At 60.3% G+C, this 18,549-nt stretch carries 17 protein-coding genes and 1 pseudogene; 4 read left to right on the plus strand and 14 right to left on the minus strand.

Going from position 1 to position 18,549, the window contains the following annotated elements:
- Positions 1-5 precede the first annotated feature (5 nt).
- Positions 6-192, plus strand: a pseudogene (locus tag GR212_RS23680) (IS21 family transposase); the annotation flags it as partial.
- On the opposite strand, the gene GR212_RS37790 reads toward GR212_RS23680, so the two are convergent.
- Genes GR212_RS37790 through GR212_RS23705 form a run of 5 tightly spaced genes read right to left on the minus strand, consistent with a single transcriptional unit; the run spans position 154 to position 6,065 of the window.
- Positions 154-846: a 2-dehydropantoate 2-reductase N-terminal domain-containing protein gene (locus GR212_RS37790; protein WP_432444399.1), complete on the minus strand. Its 693-nt coding sequence runs from the start codon at positions 844-846 to the stop codon at positions 154-156. The pseudogene GR212_RS23680 and the gene GR212_RS37790 sit on opposite strands and share 39 nt — an antisense overlap.
- 27 nt (positions 847-873) lie before the next feature.
- The gene (locus GR212_RS23690) at positions 874-1,962 is read right to left on the minus strand and encodes an ABC transporter ATP-binding protein (RefSeq protein ID WP_163990099.1); all 1,089 of its coding nucleotides are present in this window, start codon (positions 1,960-1,962) and stop codon (positions 874-876) included.
- Between the two features lie 27 nt (positions 1,963-1,989).
- Entirely contained in the window at positions 1,990-3,354 is a 1,365-nt protein-coding gene (locus tag GR212_RS23695) for a Xaa-Pro aminopeptidase (RefSeq protein WP_163990101.1), read from the minus strand.
- Positions 3,355-3,378: 24 nt separating this feature from the next.
- Entirely contained in the window at positions 3,379-4,866 is a 1,488-nt protein-coding gene (locus tag GR212_RS23700; protein WP_163990103.1) for a M81 family metallopeptidase, read from the minus strand.
- 26 nt (positions 4,867-4,892) lie between these two features.
- Positions 4,893-6,065, minus strand: coding sequence for an ROK family transcriptional regulator (locus GR212_RS23705; RefSeq protein WP_163990105.1), 1,173 nt, complete (start codon positions 6,063-6,065; stop codon positions 4,893-4,895).
- A 281-nt stretch (positions 6,066-6,346) separates the two neighbouring features.
- Here GR212_RS23705 and GR212_RS23710 point away from each other — a divergent pair, with 281 nt between their 5' ends.
- The 3 genes from GR212_RS23710 (at position 6,347) to GR212_RS23720 (ending at position 9,428) form a co-directional block, all read left to right on the plus strand.
- Positions 6,347-7,621: an ABC transporter substrate-binding protein gene (locus tag GR212_RS23710; protein ID WP_163990107.1), complete on the plus strand. Its 1,275-nt coding sequence runs from the start codon at positions 6,347-6,349 to the stop codon at positions 7,619-7,621.
- Positions 7,622-7,695: 74 nt separating this feature from the next.
- Entirely contained in the window at positions 7,696-8,610 is a 915-nt protein-coding gene (locus GR212_RS23715) for a carbohydrate ABC transporter permease (protein ID WP_163990109.1), read from the plus strand.
- A complete protein-coding gene (locus tag GR212_RS23720; RefSeq protein ID WP_163990111.1) occupies positions 8,610-9,428 on the plus strand; it encodes a carbohydrate ABC transporter permease in 819 nt (272 codons plus the stop codon). The genes GR212_RS23715 and GR212_RS23720 overlap by 1 nt, the downstream gene beginning before the upstream one ends.
- 223 nt (positions 9,429-9,651) lie before the next feature.
- On the opposite strand, the gene GR212_RS23725 is transcribed toward GR212_RS23720, so the two are convergent.
- The 9 genes from GR212_RS23725 to GR212_RS36915 all read right to left on the minus strand — a co-directional run.
- A complete protein-coding gene (locus tag GR212_RS23725) occupies positions 9,652-10,767 on the minus strand; it encodes a lactonase family protein (RefSeq protein ID WP_163990113.1) in 1,116 nt (371 codons plus the stop codon).
- 10 nt (positions 10,768-10,777) lie between these two features.
- Positions 10,778-11,968, minus strand: a complete 1,191-nt coding sequence (locus GR212_RS23730) for a sugar ABC transporter permease (RefSeq protein WP_163990115.1) — start codon at positions 11,966-11,968, stop codon at positions 10,778-10,780.
- Positions 11,965-13,497 (minus strand): sugar ABC transporter ATP-binding protein, encoded by a 1,533-nt coding sequence (locus GR212_RS23735; protein WP_163990117.1) that lies wholly within the window; start codon positions 13,495-13,497, stop codon positions 11,965-11,967. The genes GR212_RS23730 and GR212_RS23735 overlap by 4 nt, the downstream gene beginning before the upstream one ends.
- 19 nt (positions 13,498-13,516) lie before the next feature.
- Positions 13,517-14,545, minus strand: a complete 1,029-nt coding sequence (locus GR212_RS23740) for a sugar ABC transporter substrate-binding protein (RefSeq protein ID WP_163990119.1) — start codon at positions 14,543-14,545, stop codon at positions 13,517-13,519.
- Between the two features lie 49 nt (positions 14,546-14,594).
- On the minus strand, positions 14,595-15,515 hold the full coding sequence (locus tag GR212_RS23745; protein ID WP_432444400.1) for an NAD(P)-dependent oxidoreductase: 921 nt from the start codon (positions 15,513-15,515) through the stop codon (positions 14,595-14,597).
- A 28-nt stretch (positions 15,516-15,543) separates the two neighbouring features.
- The gene (locus tag GR212_RS23750; RefSeq protein ID WP_163990121.1) at positions 15,544-16,512 is read right to left on the minus strand and encodes a ribokinase; all 969 of its coding nucleotides are present in this window, start codon (positions 16,510-16,512) and stop codon (positions 15,544-15,546) included.
- Between the two features lie 3 nt (positions 16,513-16,515).
- The gene (gene rpiB / locus GR212_RS23755) at positions 16,516-16,962 is read right to left on the minus strand and encodes a ribose 5-phosphate isomerase B (protein WP_163990123.1); all 447 of its coding nucleotides are present in this window, start codon (positions 16,960-16,962) and stop codon (positions 16,516-16,518) included.
- 61 nt (positions 16,963-17,023) lie between these two features.
- On the minus strand, positions 17,024-17,761 hold the full coding sequence (locus tag GR212_RS23760) for a FadR/GntR family transcriptional regulator (protein WP_163990125.1): 738 nt from the start codon (positions 17,759-17,761) through the stop codon (positions 17,024-17,026).
- 501 nt (positions 17,762-18,262) lie between these two features.
- A partial coding sequence (locus GR212_RS36915) for a hypothetical protein (protein WP_204326727.1) occupies positions 18,263-18,549 on the minus strand: 287 nt, incomplete at its 5' end.

The raw sequence follows: 18,549 nt of genomic DNA on the forward strand, positions 1-18,549 counted from the left end.
CATGCATCAGCCTCGGCTACGACGGTTCTTATTGCCGCGTGGCAGCCTTTGCGCGCGTGGAAGGCGGACAGCCAGAGGGAATTGCAGACGACTGGTCACGGCACATTTGTCCCGTTGGCGTTCGAACCCGGCGAAGCCTTCCAGTTCGACTGGTCAGAGGATTGGGCGATCATCGGCAATAAGCGCACTAAGCGTGGCCGGGGGGTGCCGCGGCGACACCGACGAGGTGCAGTTCCGGCGCATAATCTCTTGCCATGAGGCCGGTGAAGAGCGCGAGATGTTTGATACGTCCGATGTCGTCCAGCACCGTTGCGATCTTGCAGACGCATCCCGCGACACGCTCCGACCCAAATTGAGCGGAGAGCGCACACCCACATGCCCCATGCCGTTCAGGACAGGGAGGATGATCGTGCCCGGACCCACTGCGGGTGCGAAGTCCTTGATGGCACGCTCAAGCGCGAAGCCTTTGACCGTCAGCAGAACGACGTCAAAAAGTGAGGATATCTGGTCTTGATGGGATTCGAACCGTCGCCCCATTCTTTGCATTAAATGCGAAGAAAATTGTCCAGTCTGTCCTAGCTGCACTCGACCAACTTCTTTCAGCGATTCGCTAGGCAGGATAGCCCCGCGAAGCAAAGTCAGGAAAGATGCTTTGCTCAAACGGCTGATCCGTGGCTGGCTGCGCATCCGGTTCACGTGATGTAAACAGCTCATCCCACAAATGACAACCCTGCCTTCCTTCCGGAGTCGTGTCGCGTTCCGCTCGGCGACGAGCCTGCAGTTCATGGCCTGGAATGCGTGGGCGCATTGCCGCACCATCTCCCGCTTCAGGGCGCAGGCCTTCATCCTGATGCAGCTATGGCTACTCCATGCTCATCCAATATACGTCGCTCGCCCGTCCTGATCGAAAACATAGACATTGGCGGGATCGACGAAGAGGCCGAGCTTGTCGCCGCGGCGAAGTGCCAGGTTCGGCGGCGCGCGCACGACGATCTTGCTTCCGGCAAGGGTGAGATGAACCAGCATGTCCATGCCGAGGGGTTCTATCAGCCCGGCTTCCGCCTCCATTGCAACGGCGTCCGGCGCCATCGATGCGCCGATCGAGAAATGCTCCGGGCGGATGCCGATCTCGATGTCGCGGCCCGTGAGATCGGCGATGCCGCGGTTGATCGGTATTCGGGCGTCGTTGTCTAGCACGGCGAACGTCCCGCCATCCTCTTCCAACATGCGAGCCTTGAAGAAGTTCATGCCCGGCGACCCGATAAACCCGGCGACGAATTTCGAGGCCGGCTTGAGGTAAAGCTCCTGGGGCGCGGCAACCTGTTCGATATGCCCACCGTTCATGACCACAACGCGGTCCGCAAGCGTCATCGCCTCCACCTGGTCGTGGGTCACGTAAACCGTCGTCGTCGGCATGATCTCGTGCAGCTGCTTGATCTCGGCACGCATCTGCACGCGCAGCTTGGCGTCGAGATTCGACAGCGGCTCGTCGAACAGGAACACCGAAGGATTGCGAATCATCGCCCGGCCCATGGCCACGCGCTGGCGCTGTCCGCCGGAAAGCTGCCGCGGCTTGCGCTTCAGCAGCGCCTCGATGTCGAGGATGCGCGCCGTCTCGGCAAGCCGCTTCTCGATCTCGGCCTTGCCTGCCTTGCGCAGGCGCAGGCCGAAGGTGATGTTGTCCTCGACGGACAGATGCGGATACAGCGCATAGTTCTGGAACACCATGGCTATGTCGCGCTCTCCCGGCAGGAGCTCATTGACGCGCCGGCCGTCGATGCGGATTTCGCCGCCGGAAATGGATTCCAGCCCGGCAATCATGCGCAGCGTCGTGGACTTGCCGCAACCGGAAGGGCCGACGAGCACCATGAACTCATGGTCGCGGATTTCCAAGTCGATGCTGTGCACCACCTGGAATGTATTATAGGCCTTCACGACCTTCTCTAGAGCGATGGCAGCCATCGGTTCCCCTTTTCAAGTCGCGTGAGATTAGTCGCGCACGAGCACGGTATCGCTCCGGAGCCAGAATGGCGGCAGGTAGAGCGGCGTCGATGACAGCGGCAGGATTTCGGGCTTGATATCGACGCCCAGGCTGTTCTTCACGAAGGCGCGGCGGCCTTCGATCCTGGCCGCGGCTTCCGGATATTTGGCGGCGAGTTCGGCGCGCAGGGCCTCGTCGGCAAAGACGACGACATCCTCACAATTGAGCGCCCATCCCGTCGGCACCGGAGTCGGGATGACGTCCACCTGGAAGACCATTCCCGAGCGGATCTTTTCCGTCGATCCCGGCCGGACCGGTGTGTTGGTCCATTCCTCGAAGCCCCCGAGATGGCCGGGGTTCAGCGCCGACTGCAGGCCGGCTTCGCCCAGCTTGGCGACAACGGCGTCATGGAGAACGCCACCGGCAACACCGATCGCTGCCGTCTCGTACCAGGAGATCAGGCCCCGGAAATAGCCCTTGGCGATTTCCAGGAATTCGTCGTTGCCATCATCGAGCAGGCCGGCGCGCGATGACAAGGCGCCCCAGAGGCCGACCGCGGTTGTCACGCCGTCGCCCTTGCTGAGCTTGCGGCTCGTGGCGCTGCGCAGACCGATGACAGGCTCGCCGACACTTGCCGAAGCGAACATGGTATGGACGTTGAGCGCATCGCCGGCGTAGCCCATGCGCGAAACCGCATCGAACTCCGTTTCCCCGGCCGTCACGCCGGAAACGATGCGCCATGTGGCGAGCGAGCAGCGCGTGGCGGCCCATTCGAACTGGGCGATCTGGTCGACATCAAGCGAGGAGGCAAGGCCGGTTTCGGCATGCATCAGTACCCGTGTCCGGTCGCAGACTTCACCGGCATTTCCGACCACGCGGAGGAATGCCTGGGTATAGGCAGCAGGCACGAAGAAGCCGGTCTCCGCCGCGTCATCCTCGAATGCTTCCAGATATTTCCAGCCGATAAGGCCGACGCGGTCGCCTGCCTTGATGCCGGCATCCTGGAGCCTCTGGGCAAAGCGTGGATGGCGGCTGCGATCCTGTCCCATGAGACTGAGGGACTGGCTGACCATGACTTCGAGGCCGGGCAGCCGGGCAAGCGGCGCGTAGCTTTCGGATTCGTTTCCGGTCAGGAGCACACGCCGGTCGCCCGGTCCGAGCAGCATGAATGCCTCCTCGAAACGCGGTTCGAAGCCGGTGAGGAAGGCGATATTGCCGAAATGCTCGCGGTCGGAATAGACGGCCAGCCAGTCGCAGCCGGCAGCGGCATAGGCAGCCTTTGCGCGCGCCTCATAGGTTGCCTGCGGGACGAGTGGCTTTTCGCCGGGCATGCCGAAATCGGGAAGCGCTACGGTCTTGAGGGAAATGGACATGTCGTTCTCCTTTATCTTTTTTGCTCAGTCGCCATAGATGTTCGAAGCGGCATCCCACTCGAACTCCCTGTCGAGCGGATATGTCGGGCGGGGCAGTATCCTCCAGTAGAGACGCGACATGTCGAGCTGCGAGGTTCCGTCGCTCAGCAGCAGGATATGGCGGGCCGAAACATCTTCTAATTGCGGATGCAGGTAGCCGAGCTTGACGACATAGGCCTTGTGCCCGAGCGGATCGATCTCCATTGCTGCAAAATGGTGTGGCGTGGTGATGCCGATGGAACCATCGTGGAATGTCGCGATCACCGTGCCGATGCGAGCCTTGGCCCAGGCCCCCTCCTTCGAACGGTAGGGCTGGAAGCCGGGCAGCACCAGCTCCTCGCCGCAGGCCTCGACAACCGCCCGGACCTTGACCGACGTCTTCGGACGCGAGCGGTGCTCCGCGCCGAGCTCGATCTCGACAGTCGCACCGACGCCGGCGGCCAGCAGCTTCGCTACCGTCGCAGGTGCGGTGATACCGGCAATGATGATCTCTTCCTCGCCCCGGTTCTCGATGGCAGCCTGCAGCACGGAGGTCAGGTCGCCGGCAGCGCCGGCTGTCGTGTTGTCGCCTGAATCGGAGACGAATACCGGGCGCTCCGGGCATGCGAGCGCCAGCGCAAGGCCTGGGACGACTTCCGCCGTCTCCATCTTCAGGTTGAACTCGGCGCGCCGCTTCCAGATCTCGCCTGCGAGCCGCGTCGCTTGGGCGCGGGCCAGATCGGCATCACCCTCGCTGACTGATATGGCCGACACCGAAGTCCACTTGCGGTCGTTCCAGGCAAAGCCGACAAGGATATTCGCTTCGAGCATTCCGGGGATTGCGTCGTACTCGGGCAGCCCGCCATAAAGACTGGAGGCCGGCTCCATTGAAGTAACGGCGGTTTCGCCGGGCACCAGGATCGGAATGCTCACCACCGCTTTCTTCGGCTTGATCCCCGTCTTCAGGACCTTGAGAAGCTGGTCGGCGGCACGGTAGCCGGTCTGCCTGTCGTCCCGGTGCGGCGCGGTCCTGAGCACGCTTATGACGGTCACGGCGTCGAGAAGCTCCGGCGTCATGTCGCCGTGCAGGTCAAGGGAAATGCCGATCGGCATGTCGGGGCCGACGCAGGCGCGGATGGCGGCGACGAAATCCGTATCGGCGTCCCGCTCCAGCCCCGAAACCTCAAGTGCGCCATGGTTTGCGATGAGGATGCCGTCGAAGGGGCCGTTCTCTTTGATCAGGGCAAGCGTCCTGTCCTTGATGGCATCATAGGCATCCCGCTCGACCGGGCCGCCCGGCAGCGCCGTCGCCCAGAGAAGCGGAACGGCCTCGACATTCCGATCCTCCGCGATGCGACCAAGCATGCCGCGGATCATCCAGAGATCGCCATCGCGCATCGCGTCGCTGTCGTAGGTCTGGATATCCGACGCTGCCGTGACAACCGGTGAAGCAAGCATGATCTCGATGGAGAGACCGACTATTCCAATACGCATTTCGAGACTTTCAACAGTTGGAAATTTCACGCGCGGCTCTTGGGAAGCACGTGGGGTGAATCGAGGCCGGTGACGCCGTCGAGCGCCAGCGCCACGCCGCCGAGATAGGGGTTCAGCGTCGATAGGCGGGAAAAGATGATCCTGGTCTGGGCCGACATTGAGGGATGGGCAAGCCGCTGCAACTCGCGCTCCATCGCCGGGCGCATGAATTCCTCGGCATTCGCCATGTCGCCACCAAGACACACCATCGGCGGATTGAACGTGTTGATGACGCTGGATACGGCGATGCCGAGCATGCCGCCGGCATTGTCGAGCACGCTGCGCACCACGTAGTCTCCCGCCCGGGCCCGCTGCAATATCTGTTCGAAGGAGACCGGGTGGTCGCCGCTCAACCGGCCGATTTCTTCGGCAAGACCCGATTCCGCCAGATAGGGAGACAGACAGCCGGAGCTGCCGCATGTGCAGAACCGCCCCTGCGGCACGACCTTGATGTGGCCGAGCTCCCCTGCCAGGCCGCTGGCGCCCTGATAGATTTCCCCCTTCAGGAAAAGTGCGCCGCCGACACCCGAGCCCGAGAAGAGATAGATAAAGTCGTCCACGTCGACGCATTCGCCGAACATGTGCTCGGCCATGGCAGCGCCCGTGCCGTCATTGCCGACGAAGACGGGCACCTCGAAGACATCGGAAAAGGCATCGCGCGCGGGCACGTCCCGCCATCCGAGCACGGGAGCGTGCAGCAGCACGCCGGCATCCGTCACCAGGCCGGGCAGCGACACCCCGATCCCGAGGATGCGCCCCTTCCGGCTGCATTCCTCCATCACCTCGGCGACGCCCTTCCTCACCAAATCGGCGACGGAGAAGAACTGGCCGTCGAATGGCTGCACCTTCGATAGCAGCGGAATGCCGTCAAGCGCTGCGACGACATAGCCGATCCGCTTCGCTTCGATCTGCACGCCGACCGTCAGGCCGCTGTCGGGCGAGATGGTCAGCCCCTCGACCGGGCGCCCGGGCCGGTTCGGCCCGGATACGGGCGCGCGGATGACAAGGCCGAGTTCGTCAAAACTGTTGATGATCGAGGAGACCACCGACTTGTCGATCCCCGTCCGGGCGACGATATCGCGCTGGGAAATGTTCGGCTCCAGGCGGATCCGATGGAAGATCGCGTTGGCATTCAGATGCCTTGCATATGACTTGCTCAACCGACGGCCCCATTTTTCTTTGCTGTAGATTAATTATTAGATTTCTTGCTCCGGCATTGTCAATCCGATCGGCTGGCATTGGAAGCAATAAAAAATTTTATCTCCATATATCACTGTTTTAAATAGTTATTTTGATATTCCCAGTAAGCTACCGCTTATGCGATGAGGATTTTCCGATCAATGTTGCGTTGACGCCCGCTCAAATTTGCGCTTATTTTTTCTTGTTTAAAGAAAATCGTCCGAGGGACGGTGGGAACAGCAATCGGCTAAAGGAAACAAACATGATCAAGTCGAAGTGGATCGGCGCAGCCCTGATGGTGCTGGCCGGCGCCGGCATCGCTCACGCGGACGGACCGAAGGAACTCTGGCATTATTACGCGGCAGGCTCCGAAAAGGCCGGTATCGACGCTCTTATCGCCCTTTCGAACAAGAAGAATCCGGATAACCAGATCTCCGGACGCATCATTCCGGGCAATGCCGTCGAAATGCGCCGGCAGCTGCAGACGGCCTTCCTCGCGAACACGCCGCCTGCGGCCTATCAGAGCTCCATGGCTTCGGAACTCAAGACCTTCGTGGATAGTGGCAAGCTGCACGACCTTTCCGATATCTGGGCCAAGATCGACGGCGACCACATCTTTCCGGAAGGCGTCCAGCGCGTCGTGAAGGTCAACGGCAAGCCCTACGGCGTTCCCTACGACCTCTCGCTCATCAGCAACATCTATTACAACAAGGCCGCCTTCGAAAAGGCCGGCGTCCAGCCGCCCAAGGATTTCAAGGAGCTGACGGCAGCCTGCGACAAGCTGCGCTCGGCGGGCTACGAACCGCTGGCCAACGCAGGCGGCGTCTTCTGGAGCCTCTACAATTTCTACGCCCCGCTGGTCGAATCCGTCGGCGTCGACGGCTATTACAAGATCGCCAGCGGCGAGGCAGGCTTCGACACGCCGGAATTTCGCAAGGCGCTCGAACTCTACCGCGACACGATGGTCAAGTGCTACGCCAAGAACTGGAGCGGCAAGACGTGGACGCAGGCCGCCGACGACGTGGTCAACGGCAATTCCGCCATGTTCATGATGGGCTCCTGGGCGGCTGCCTATATGAAACAGGCAGGTTTTGCCCCTGGCGAGAAGTTCGACGTGTTCCCGGCTCCCGGCACCAGCGGCAAGGCGATCTTCCAGATGGACGTGCTCGCCGTTCCGGAAGGCCCGGCAGATTCGATCGCGACGGCGAACAAGTTCATCGAGGTTGCCGCAAGTGCAGATGGCCAGGCCGCCTTTGCCGTGCCGAAGGGATCGATTGCGCCCAACATCAAGGTAAATCCGTCGATCTATGATGCGGTCGGCGCGAAGTTCGCAGCCGAGATCGCCGAAGCGACGAAGGCCAACGCAGTCCTGCCAAACCTCTACTTCCTGCTCCCCACCAAGGTCGGCAGCGAACTGGGCGTGCAGCTGGAGAAATTCGCCATCGATCCTTCCAAGGCGAACGAGGACGACATGATTTCCACGCTTGAAAACCTGCGCCGGGAAGCACAGGCGGACGGCTCCTATCTGAAGTGGTAAGCTCTCCAGCGGCGGCCGGACGTTCTCCGGCCGCCAATGAACAAGCATGCCGCACATTAGCAAGCGAGTGGAAAATGGTCGCCCTTTCGAACGTCCGCCGGAAACTGCAGTCCCAGGGCGTGACCCATGCCCTTTTTCTGGTCCTGCCGGTGGCATTGTTTCTGGTGTTCTACCTTTACCCGATCATCTCCACCTTCAATCTGTCGCTGCGCAGCTGGGACGGCTTCGCGCCGACGCAGAAGTTCGTCGGGTTTCGCAATTACGTGACGCTTGCCCACCAGCCGCGCTTCTACCATGCAGTGCTGAACAACATTCAATGGCTGCTATTCCTACTGCTGGGGCCCACAAGCCTCGGCCTGCTACTGGCGGCGCTGCTCGATCGCGGCATCAGGGGCGAGGCCGTCTTCAGGGTTCTCTTTTTCCAGCCCTTTACCATCCCCGCGGTCGCCGTGGCCGCGATCTGGCGGTGGATGTACGAGCCGACGAGCGGCCTGCTGACCACCGTTCTTGAGGGAATCGGGCTGAGCGGCTTGGCGCAGAACTGGCTCGGGGACCCCTCCGTCGTCAATTTTTCCCTGATGGGCGCGATGCTCTGGTGGACGACGGGATTCGCATTCCTCGTCTTCTTCGCCGGCCTCCGCAACGTGCCGGTCGAGCTGATCGAGGCGGCCCGCATCGAAGGCGCCACACCCTGGCAATGCTTCTGGAAGGTCAGCTTCCCGCTTCTCTGGCCGAGCACGATCGTCGTCCTCGGCATGGCGGCGGTCGATGCGATGCGCCTCTTCGACATCATTTGGGCGATGACCAACGGCGGCCCCGCCTATGCATCCGAAGTTCTGGCAACGCAGATGTACGACACGGCGTTCGGCCGCTTCGACATGGGTCAGGCCAGCGCGATTTCCGTCTACCTGCTGCTGATCGCTGCGGTGATCATTCTTCCCTACATCTATTACCTGGCCAGGAAGGTCAGCGATAACGAGGCCGAATAATGAACGCGATCGCACGCTCCCGGCCCGTCGTGCCGACGGTCATTCTTGTTCTAGCCGCGATCGTTTTCGTTGCGCCACTGGTCATCGCATTCCTGACGTCCCTGAAGTCGCCGGCAGAGATCACCCGCGTCATGTCCGTGCCGTCGGGCCTCTATGTCCAGAACTACGCGATTGCCTTCGAGCGCATGGGACGCAGCTTCTTCAACTCCATCGCCATCACCGCGCCGGCCGTCGTCTTTTCGCTTCTCGTCGGGTCGATAGCCGGTTACCCGCTTGCCTACATGAATGGATCAGGCGGACGCGCCGTGTATCTCTTTCTGCTGACGGGGATGCTCGTGCCGTTCCAGATCGTCCAGATCCCGCTGTTCTTTCTGGTGCGCGCGCTTGGTCTTTACGACACGATCCCCGGCATGTGGCTCGTCCACACCGCCTACAGCGTGCCCTTCTGCACCTTCTTCATGCGGAATTTCTTCGCCTCGGTCCCGCGCTCAATGTACGAGGCGGCGCTGATCGACGGATGCACCCCTGCCGGTTATTTCTGGCGCCTGCTGCTGCCGGCATCGACATCAGGCCTGGCGGCGCTGGCGATCATCCAGAGCAGGTCGATCTGGAACGACCTGCTGTTTGCCATAACGCTGACATCGAGCGACACCGCAAGGCCAGTGACCGTTTCGATTTCGGGCCTGGCATCCAGCCTCCAGGTCGAATACGGGCCGCTGATGGCAGCAACCTTCATCTCGCTGCTGCCGGTGATGATCGCCTACCTGTTCTTCCAGAAGGCCTTTGTGCACGGACTGCTGGGTGGCGCCGGAAAATAATGCTCACCTTGGGAATCAATCGCGTGACATATTGGCGTGGTGCAAAAATGGTATTGAAGATCTTGGAGAGATTTGAACCGTCGACCCGCGATCATGCATGAACCAGAATAACGCTTTAATATGCTTTGTATTTACGACCGCCTTGGCTACTCACAATTTGCGTATCTGCCACAGCGGCGCGTGATTGGATCCGGTTGCCGGCTCTGGTGCGCAGAAGACGACGTCAAATATTGGTCACACACATTGGCGTGCCGATCGCCAGCTTTGCGTCAGTACCCTCAAGCGACCCGGTCCTCGGGTCTCTCGCGAAAGCCACGATTTCGTTTTCATTCTGATTGGCGACTATCACATAATATCCGTCCGCACTTATCAGAAACGATCTGGGAGTGCGGCCGCCTGTGCTCGTCCATCCCATTGGCGTCAGTTCACCGCCGGCAGCGTCGATGGCAAAGCCTGCAATACTGTCGTGCCCCCGGTTCGAGCCATAGAGGTGACGTCCGTCAGGGCTTAGATGGATAGCTGCGCAAAGGCTCGCGCCCTCGAAGCCGTGCGGCAGGGTAGATGCGATCTGGATCAGGCTCCATTCGATCTCGTCCGGAGAACGGCGCATTACCGCAATCGTCGAGGCTAGCTCGTTGATGACGTAAATGGTACTTCCATCCTGCGCCTCGACAAAATGGCGGGGACCCGACGCGGGCGGCAAACGACTGGCGCCAAGCGGTGAAGGCTTCACGCGACCCGTCATATCATCGAACGCATAATGCAGGATTCGATCGAGTCCCAGGTCAGCGACGGAAACAACCACGCCGTCGTGACTGATCATCGCGCAGTGCGGATGCGGGACGCGCTGGCGAACTTCCGATGGGCCACGGCCTTCATGGAGCACGCTTCCCGATGCGGGATCCAGACCTCCGTCAGGTCGGACCGGAAACACAGCCATCGCCTTGCGAGGTGTCTCGTGCACGTCGTCATGACTGTAGTTTGTAACGAACAGATGCCGACCACTTGAGCTCAAGCTGTTGTGTGCCGCGATGCTGCCCAGCGTCGCCTGCTTGTTAAGGTAGATCAGAGCACCGGTTGCTTCATCAAGCCTGAAGGCTGAAACCGTCCCTTCGTTCCAACCTTCGACCTCGCTATTAGCATACAGCGCTTTTCTCGTGTGATCGAAACAAAGATGGGTCGGATTGTCGATACCAGCGGTCGTTGAAATCACGCTGAACTGACCGTCTGCTCCATTGAACTCCACGATCGAGATTCCATCGCCCTCCGCCCGCTCGAAATATGAGGTTGAACGGGTTAGAGTGCCCACGGCAAAACGAAAAACGGACGCTTCCTGCATGCTGCGCGTCCTATTCGCCGAGAAGCTTCACGCCGCGACCGCGAATATCGGCGTACACAGCAACAAGAAGAACCAGACCGACCGCGATCGACTGGTAGGCAGAAGACAGGTTCATCAAGCTCATGCCATTATTCAGGCTTTCCATCAGCACTGCACCGATCACAGCTCCGGACACGGTCCCACGGCCGCCAAGCAAGCTGGTCCCACCGATAACTGCAGCCGCGATTACGTTGAGCTCCATTCCGTTACCCGCATTTGGGGGCGCACTTGCCAATCGGGATACTAGGACCAGTCCAGCCAACCCATAAAGCAGACCCATGCCGATGAAGACGACCAGCGTGTTTCGCATGATATTGATACCTGCGAGTGCGGCCGCCTGGCGATTGCCGCCGATTGCATAAAGCCTGCGGCCGAATGCGGATAGCCGCAGTAGGCCACCGACAACGATCATAACGCAGAGGAGTAGGACGACGGGAAGCGGCATGCCCCGATAGCTTCCGGCAATTGCGATGGTCGCTACCACCAGAACACCCGTGAAGATTGCTGGAAGCCCAACGACAGAAAGCGCGGAGGCTTGCACGCCAGCGCCCGTCTGCGCCCTGTATTCGCGCAGTTGGACGTAAACCAGCCCGATCCACAGCACAAAGAGCAGGATGGCTGTCGGAATTGCCGGGATCGTCGTATCGGAAATGACGAGGAGATCGGCTTGGGGTGACATCGTCTCGCTCGAGGTCACGACGAGGGCAAGACCGCGTACGGCGAGAAGGCTTGCGAGCGTGACGATAAAGGCCGGAACGCGCAGTATAGCAACCCACACGCCATGCCAAAGCCCCATCACCAGCCCGGCCAGCATCGTGATCGCAATCACGCTCGGTACGGAGAAACCGAACTTCGAGGACGACATCGCGGCAATCACGGCACAGAACGATACCGTCGCGCCGATCGACAGGTCGATGTAAGCCGGGACCATGACCATGACGATGCCGGCCGCCAAGATCGCGGTGATTGCGACTTGCCCGCTCAGATTGGTCAGGTTACGTGGCGACAGGAACAGTCCCGACGTCAGGAATTGGAATACGATCCAAACCAGCAGAAGGATTCCGATCATCGTGAATGAACGGACCTGGGCGCCGCTCAGGAGGGCCGCCTTGCCGCTCGCGCGCTGCTCGCTGTTATTGCCGACACGCTGTACTACGTTCATTGGCTAAATTCCTTGTTCGAGCCGGCAGCCTTGATCATCACGTCTTTTTCGCTTGCCTGGCCGCGTGACCATTCGCCGACGATCTGACCGTCATGAAATGCCAACACACGATCAGACATGCCGAGAATCTCCGCCAGGTCGGTGGAGACGATGAGAACCGCTTTCCCCTGCTCGGCCATGCTGTTGATGAGTTTGTAGATTTCCAGCCGAGCTCCGACGTCGACGCCGCGCGTCGGCTCCTCGACCACGATCAGATCGGGTTCCGCCAGCATCCATTTCGCGACCGCAATCTTCTGTTGGTTGCCGCCGCTCAAGTCACCGATGGGCTGCTCGATCGATCGGCATTTTACCTTCAGGGAACGCACGCGTTCCTGCGTCAGCGACAATTCGTGGCGACGGTCCAGGATACCTCTGGGAGAAACCTGTCTCAGCGATGCCAAGGTCAAGTTGCTGGCGATCGACATGTCGAGGAAAAGGCCATCCCGCTTTCGGTCGCTCGGCAAATAAGCCATGCCCGACGCCATCGCCTGACGCGGATTGGCCAATCGGATTTGGTTGCCACGGATTTTCGCATGCCCCGTTACACGTCCCATCGACGCGCCGAAAAGAGACTGCGCGAAGTCGGATGCGCCGGAACCAATCAGTCCGAAGATGCCGACAACTTCGCCACTGCGAATGGAGAGCGTGACGTCCTCCACGAGCGGCCTCTTGTTCGCCACCAGGTTGGCAACCGACCAATTCGAGACCTCGAACAGGGGTTCACCGATGTTTCGCCCGCTTTTGGGATAGAGCTCATCGAGGTCGCGACCAACCATCGTCCGCACGACACGCTGCGGCACGTCGTCTTCTTCATCGATCCGGAAATCGTCGACCACCTGGCCGTCGCGCATAACGGTTACAGCGTCGGCGATGCGCTTGAATTCGGCGAGCCTGTGAGAAATATAGAGGGTCGTGACGCCCAGCTCGCGAAACGCACGCATGCGCTCAAAGAGAATTTCGGTCTCCCTTTCGGTCAGGCTGGCTGTCGGCTCATCGAGGATCAGAATCTTCACCCCCTGGGTCATCGCACGGGCGATGCTGACCAGTTGCTGCTCATGCGACCGGAGATCACCCATCTTCGCGAGCGGTGAAATATCGAGCTGGAAGGTGGCCAGCCAGCGCGCGGTCTCCGAAAGCACGCGGCTACGGTCGACAAGTCCGAAGCGCCGCGGCTCCCTGTTCAGGAACAGGTAATCCGCGACGGCCATTTCCGGAACGACGTTCAGTTCCTGGGGAACCAGGAAAACACCCGCGCTTTCAGCGTCCCGAACACTGGAGAATCGGGCCGGCTGGCCGTCCAGCACGAAGGTGCCTTCGTACTCTCCGAACGGAATGACGCCGGAGATGATCTTGACAAGGGTAGATTTGCCCGCCCCGTTCTCTCCGGCGATCGCCTGAACATCGCCTGCCCTGCAGGACGTACTGACAGCCCGCAATGCATGCGTCGCGCCATATCGCTTGTCGATGGCTTCGATGGTAATCGCGTTCATGTCCGTCCTGCCCGCCTACTTAGGCTTTTCCAAACCACCAGCCGTGCTCGGCTGCGGTCTTGCCGATATTCTCTTTCGTCACGTTGAAATTGGGTGCCGTGATCCAGGGAACATCCTTGCTGCCGTTGTTGATGGTCTGTGCCGTCAGGGGTGCTTTGCGGTTGGCAAGATCCAGCGATGCCTGGGCTGCGGCACTTCCCATCAGGTCGAAGGCGCTGAAATTCGAAACCGACATGATGCCCTGACGGATCAGGTCCTGAGCGCGTGGCTCGCAATCCACACCGGAGACGAAAACCTTGCCGGCGAGACCCTGGGCCTGAAGGGCCTGGATAGCGCCGTAGGCCATTCCGTCATTGCTGCAGATGACTGCGGCGACCTCGTTGTTGACCTGAGTCAGTGCGTTCTCGACCTGGGCACGTGCCGCGTCGGTCGACCATGCCTTGTTGTATTGCTGGGAAACGATCTTGATCGCGCCGGAATCGACCAGCGGCTTCAGGACCTCCATGTTCCCCTTAGCAGTGTCATGAGCGACGCTCATGCTTTCGTCACCGAAGACGAGGATGTAATTTCCCTTCGGCTGGGCGGCGACCGCAGCCTTCGCGATGCTGCTGCCGATCTCCACCGCGTCACGCCCGATAAAAAGCGCGACGTCCGCTTTCGGGATCAGGAAATTATAGTTGATGACCTCCACATCCGCCGCCCGCGCCCGGTGGACAAGGATCGAGGCCGCATCGGCGTTGACGGGCGTCAGGACGAGGACGGCGACGTCGAGCGTCAACATGTTCTCGATCTGGCTCGCCTGCTGGGCTTCCGAATTGTTCGAGGACTGCACGTATGCCTGGATGTTGAGCTTTTTGGCTTCCTCTTCGAAGAAGCGCTGGTCTGCGGTCTTCCAGCGCATTTCTTCATAGTCGGGTACGATAAACCCGACCTTTACGGGGGTGTCCGCCGCCTGAACCTTTGCCGACGTCGCCGCAACAGCAAGCATCGCCAACATAGTCCCCTTGAAGAATTCCTTGCGGGTCAGCCCGGCTTTGTAATCTGTCATGATGTTTCCTCCTGGGTAGGTACTGGGCGGACGATCCTCCGTCGCCCTTTCATCGTTCCGCCTGGTTGGCCAGACGGTCGAATGTTCTGAACAAAGCCTGATTGCCGTTGCTGCCTTCACCGTGCGCCCGGGCTTCGAGATAAAGCGAGGTCGCAACAGCAAGCCCCGGAAGCGGCACGCCCTTTTCGAAGGCGGCGTCGTTTGCGAGCTTCAAATCCTTAAGCTGAAGATCGATGCGGAACCCCGCGCTGCCGTCCTTGGCAATGACCTTCGGCCCGAGGTTGTCGAGCATCCACGAGCCTGCCGCGCCGCCTCGAAGGGCGTTGCTCATCAAGGTGAGATCCACCTCGTGGGCTCGTGCCAAGGCGAAGGCCTCGCACATTGCCTGGATATGGGAGGCAACCATCAACTGGTTGCACATCTTGAAGACCTGACCACTGCCAATGCCGCCGGCATGAAGAATGGTCGTGCCCATATGGGCAAGGATCGGCCGTGCCGCGGCAAATGCGGTGTCCGTTCCGCCGACCATGATCGATAGCGTTCCGTTCACGGCACCGATGACGCCACCGCTTACCGGAGCGTCGACCATTGCGATGTTTCTGGCCTCAAGACGTTCGCTCATGTCCCGCTCGGCGGCGGGCGCGATCGTGCTCATGTCAACGAACAGCGACCCCTCCGGCAGGGTCTCAACAAGACCGTTCGGGCCAAGCACGACCGAACGCACGTCAGGCGTATCGGGAAGCATCGCGATCACTGTGCCACGAGCCGCGCCCGCCTCGGCCAGCGTTGCGACAACGGCGATGCCCTCGGCCTCCAGCGCGTTGCGGACATCCTCGCGCACGTCGAACACCCGAACCGTTACGCCACCCTTTTTCAGGTTGCGAACCATTGGGAGGCCCATCACGCCAGCCCCGATAAACGTAACCAGGCCGACATCTTCGAGTTGTGTGGAAGCTTGCGTCATGTTCATTCTACCTTGTCTCCAAAAAAATCTTCGATTAGGCGGCCGCGGTCGCCATCAACGATGCATCGAGTGCTGCGGCCGAGGGCATGCCGTCCCGCGCTCCCATTGCCATGCAGGACAACGTCTCCGCCCGATTTGCACGCGTCAGCGCGTCTTCGAGAGGCAAACCATCGAGCAGACTTGCTGCCAAAACCCCCGTCAAAGTGTCACCAGCGCCGGTCGTATCGACCGGCGCCACCGCCAATGCAGGTTTGTGAACCACCGGTCCGGAGCTGGGTCCGAGAAGAGTCCCGGAGGCCCCCATCGTCACGACGACGTCAGCGCCGATATCTTTCGAAAGGGCTGCGACTCTGGCCTTAGGGCCGTCGCAGTCGGGAATGCAGAGGACCTGGCAGACGACTGCGAACTCGTGTTCGTTCACCACGAGAATATCGATCGAACCCAGAAGGTCTCGAATCGCTGCAGCCGCTTCCCCTTCCGGAGCGGGTGCCAGATTCAGGATCGTCATCGCACCCGCTTCGCGGGCCTGCCTGGCTGCCTTGATCGCCTCGCTCATCGGGATTTCGTTCTGCATCAGCAGGATCGTCCCCGATGTCACCAGTTCCATCGTCAACTGCGTGGCCTGCGCATCGAGGTTGGCGCCCAACGCCACAGTGATCATGTTCTCACCGGAGGGATCGACTGCGATGAAGGCACATCCTGTCGGCGAGGCTGTCCGTGCGACATACCTTACATCGACGCCATTCGACTGCAGATCGCCCACCGCCTGATCCGCAAACGCATCCCGCCCCACGGCGCCGACCATCAGCACCGGATTTGATACCGAGATGCGAGACCGTGCCGCCGCGACAGCCTGGTTCGCCCCCTTCCCTCCATTCACCATCTGATACGATGGCGAGAGAACCGTCTCCCCTGGGCTCGGTAGCCGATCAGGCGACGTGACCAGGTCGGCGTTGATGGAGCCGAACACCAGAAGCCGCCGATGTGGGATCGAAGCGCGCATCGCCTATGCCTCGTTTTCCATGGCGTTCAGCTTGCCGACGCGGCGGCGGAAATCCTCGTCGGTCGAGAAGGTGGCAGACATGTATGCCGTCACCAGATCGCAGGCGAGCCATGCGCCGACGATCTGTGCGCCGATACACATCACATTGACATCGTCATGCTCCACACTCTGATGGGCCGAATGGACGTCGTGGCAGACGGCGGCTCGGATACCCTTGACCTTGTTGGCCGCGATCGCCGCGCCGACGCCCGTGCCGCAGACCATCAATCCACGATCAACTTCTCCGGAGACGATTTTTGCCGCGACCTTGCGCCCGATATCCGGGAAATCGACCGGCTTTTCGTCGTAGGAGCCAACGTCCACGACTTCATGACCGAGCTTGGTCACATGGTCGATGATCGTCTGCTTGAGCGGAAAGCCCGCGTGATCTGAGCCAATTACGATGCGCAATCGCGTCACTCCAGGTTGCCTGGCTCTGCCTGCCAACAGATCAAAGCCATTGATAAGCTTGTTAAATTGATTTGAGGAACCGGCTCCGCCTGAGGCGGGCGCTGATTTCGAAGTGTTCCCGGATTCGCCTGTCCGCTTCCTCGGGATCGCCGTTCACCAAAGCGACGAAGACGTCCTTATGGGCCTGAACCAGGTACGAGGTTACGTCGGGATCGGGAGCTGCGAGACGGCGGCGTTCGACATGCGATCGCAAAAGCAACGGTTCGATCGCACGGTACATCGTGATCAAGGTCGAACTCTGACTTGCCTCGACCAGGGCCAGATGGAAAGCGTGGTCGGCCGCGCCTCCACGCTCGGGATCGTTCAGAGAGTCGACGAAATGCTCGAGCTTTTCGTTGATCGCCGCCAGATGCTGATCGGTCGCCACCCGACATGCGATGCGGATGGCCTGAGCCTCGATCGCGATGCGAGCCTGCAGAACATCCTCGACCGCGTTGGATTCCTGGGCCAGCGTAAAAACGAGGGCATCCCCAATTACGGAAATATCGGCGCGCCCGATAAAGGCACCCCTACCCTGCTGTACGTCCAGCAGGCCGAGCACGGAAAGCGCGCGCAGGCCCTCGCGCAGGCTGGGGCGACTGATGCCGAGCAGTCCGCAGAGCTCACGCTCGGCCGGGAGTTTGTCGCCGAGCTTGAGTTCGCCAGCCAGCAATCGCCTGCGGACATAGGCGATGACTTTTGCGGCACCATCGGGTGGGGTTTCAGCATTATCTTCGGATGGGGATGCTTCGTTGACCATGGTCAGACCACTACGCTTCAGGAGTGCCAAAAGTCAACAACTATTTTTACCAGCGGTCTGACCAGTTGCAGGCTAGCCGCGAAACCCACGGGTGGCCGCATCACGAGACGCTGATGATGTGTTCAAGATAGGCGCAATAGGCTTTTGTGTGTCAGCTAAGCTCGCCAACTCTGCGTTGCTCCGCCTGGCCGACGGAACGGGCGAAGAAATGGGCGGTGTCCGTGTCTCTGCGCTGCGCCACCGTAGTACGCAGCGGCCACCATGATGGGATACGAACCGGCGGCGAGAATATCCAAACGAGTAGCAAATCCCAATTTAAAGGGGATTGAAATGGTTCGAGAAATTGCCACTTCCCAGATCAACAGCTTCCTCCTAAATTGCGAGGAAGGGTAATTGGCGCTGGATTGTCTGCAATAACGAATTTCTCACGGAGCATTCCTCATGAGCAGGGATGTAGGCGGCGGTACTGTCGCAGCGATCGGCGTCTATGACGCGACCCAGCTATCGTCCATGGTGTCGATGCCTCTTCGCTTCGTGAGCCGCCATCAGTTTGGCGCGCTGGCTGGCCGTCATGTCATGGCTGAAATCGGTCATTGCCCACAACACGGCGACGGTCTCAAGCTGGCATGGATTGACGATGCCGGATCGAACGAGATTAGTCAGCCGCACAGCAAAACCATCCAGACAATATTCGTTTTTGTCGAACCACGGCTGGCCCGTCACAAGACGAAAGACCCTATCCACGATCTCCAATTCTTTCGGACGCAGTGACCTACCCGATAGTCGCC

The sequence above is a fragment of the Martinezella lusitana genome (genome assembly GCF_010668395.1).
GTDB lineage: Bacteria > Pseudomonadota > Alphaproteobacteria > Rhizobiales > Rhizobiaceae > Rhizobium > Rhizobium lusitanum_A.

Coding starts and splice junctions, on each gene's coding strand:
- GR212_RS37790 (WP_432444399.1), bottom strand. CDS start 846: ATGAAGGCCTGCGCCCTGAAGCGGGAGATGGTGCGGCAATGCGCCCAC.
- GR212_RS23690 (WP_163990099.1), bottom strand. CDS start 1,962: ATGGCTGCCATCGCTCTAGAGAAGGTCGTGAAGGCCTATAATACATTC.
- GR212_RS23695 (WP_163990101.1), bottom strand. CDS start 3,354: ATGTCCATTTCCCTCAAGACCGTAGCGCTTCCCGATTTCGGCATGCCC.
- GR212_RS23700 (WP_163990103.1), bottom strand. CDS start 4,866: ATGCGTATTGGAATAGTCGGTCTCTCCATCGAGATCATGCTTGCTTCA.
- GR212_RS23710 (WP_163990107.1), top strand. CDS start 6,347: ATGATCAAGTCGAAGTGGATCGGCGCAGCCCTGATGGTGCTGGCCGGC.
- GR212_RS23715 (WP_163990109.1), top strand. CDS start 7,696: ATGGTCGCCCTTTCGAACGTCCGCCGGAAACTGCAGTCCCAGGGCGTG.
- GR212_RS23720 (WP_163990111.1), top strand. CDS start 8,610: ATGAACGCGATCGCACGCTCCCGGCCCGTCGTGCCGACGGTCATTCTT.
- GR212_RS23725 (WP_163990113.1), bottom strand. CDS start 10,767: ATGCAGGAAGCGTCCGTTTTTCGTTTTGCCGTGGGCACTCTAACCCGT.
- GR212_RS23730 (WP_163990115.1), bottom strand. CDS start 11,968: ATGAACGTAGTACAGCGTGTCGGCAATAACAGCGAGCAGCGCGCGAGC.
- GR212_RS23735 (WP_163990117.1), bottom strand. CDS start 13,497: ATGAACGCGATTACCATCGAAGCCATCGACAAGCGATATGGCGCGACG.
- GR212_RS23740 (WP_163990119.1), bottom strand. CDS start 14,545: ATGACAGATTACAAAGCCGGGCTGACCCGCAAGGAATTCTTCAAGGGG.
- GR212_RS23745 (WP_432444400.1), bottom strand. CDS start 15,515: ATGAACATGACGCAAGCTTCCACACAACTCGAAGATGTCGGCCTGGTT.
- GR212_RS23750 (WP_163990121.1), bottom strand. CDS start 16,512: ATGCGCGCTTCGATCCCACATCGGCGGCTTCTGGTGTTCGGCTCCATC.
- GR212_RS23760 (WP_163990125.1), bottom strand. CDS start 17,761: ATGGTCAACGAAGCATCCCCATCCGAAGATAATGCTGAAACCCCACCC.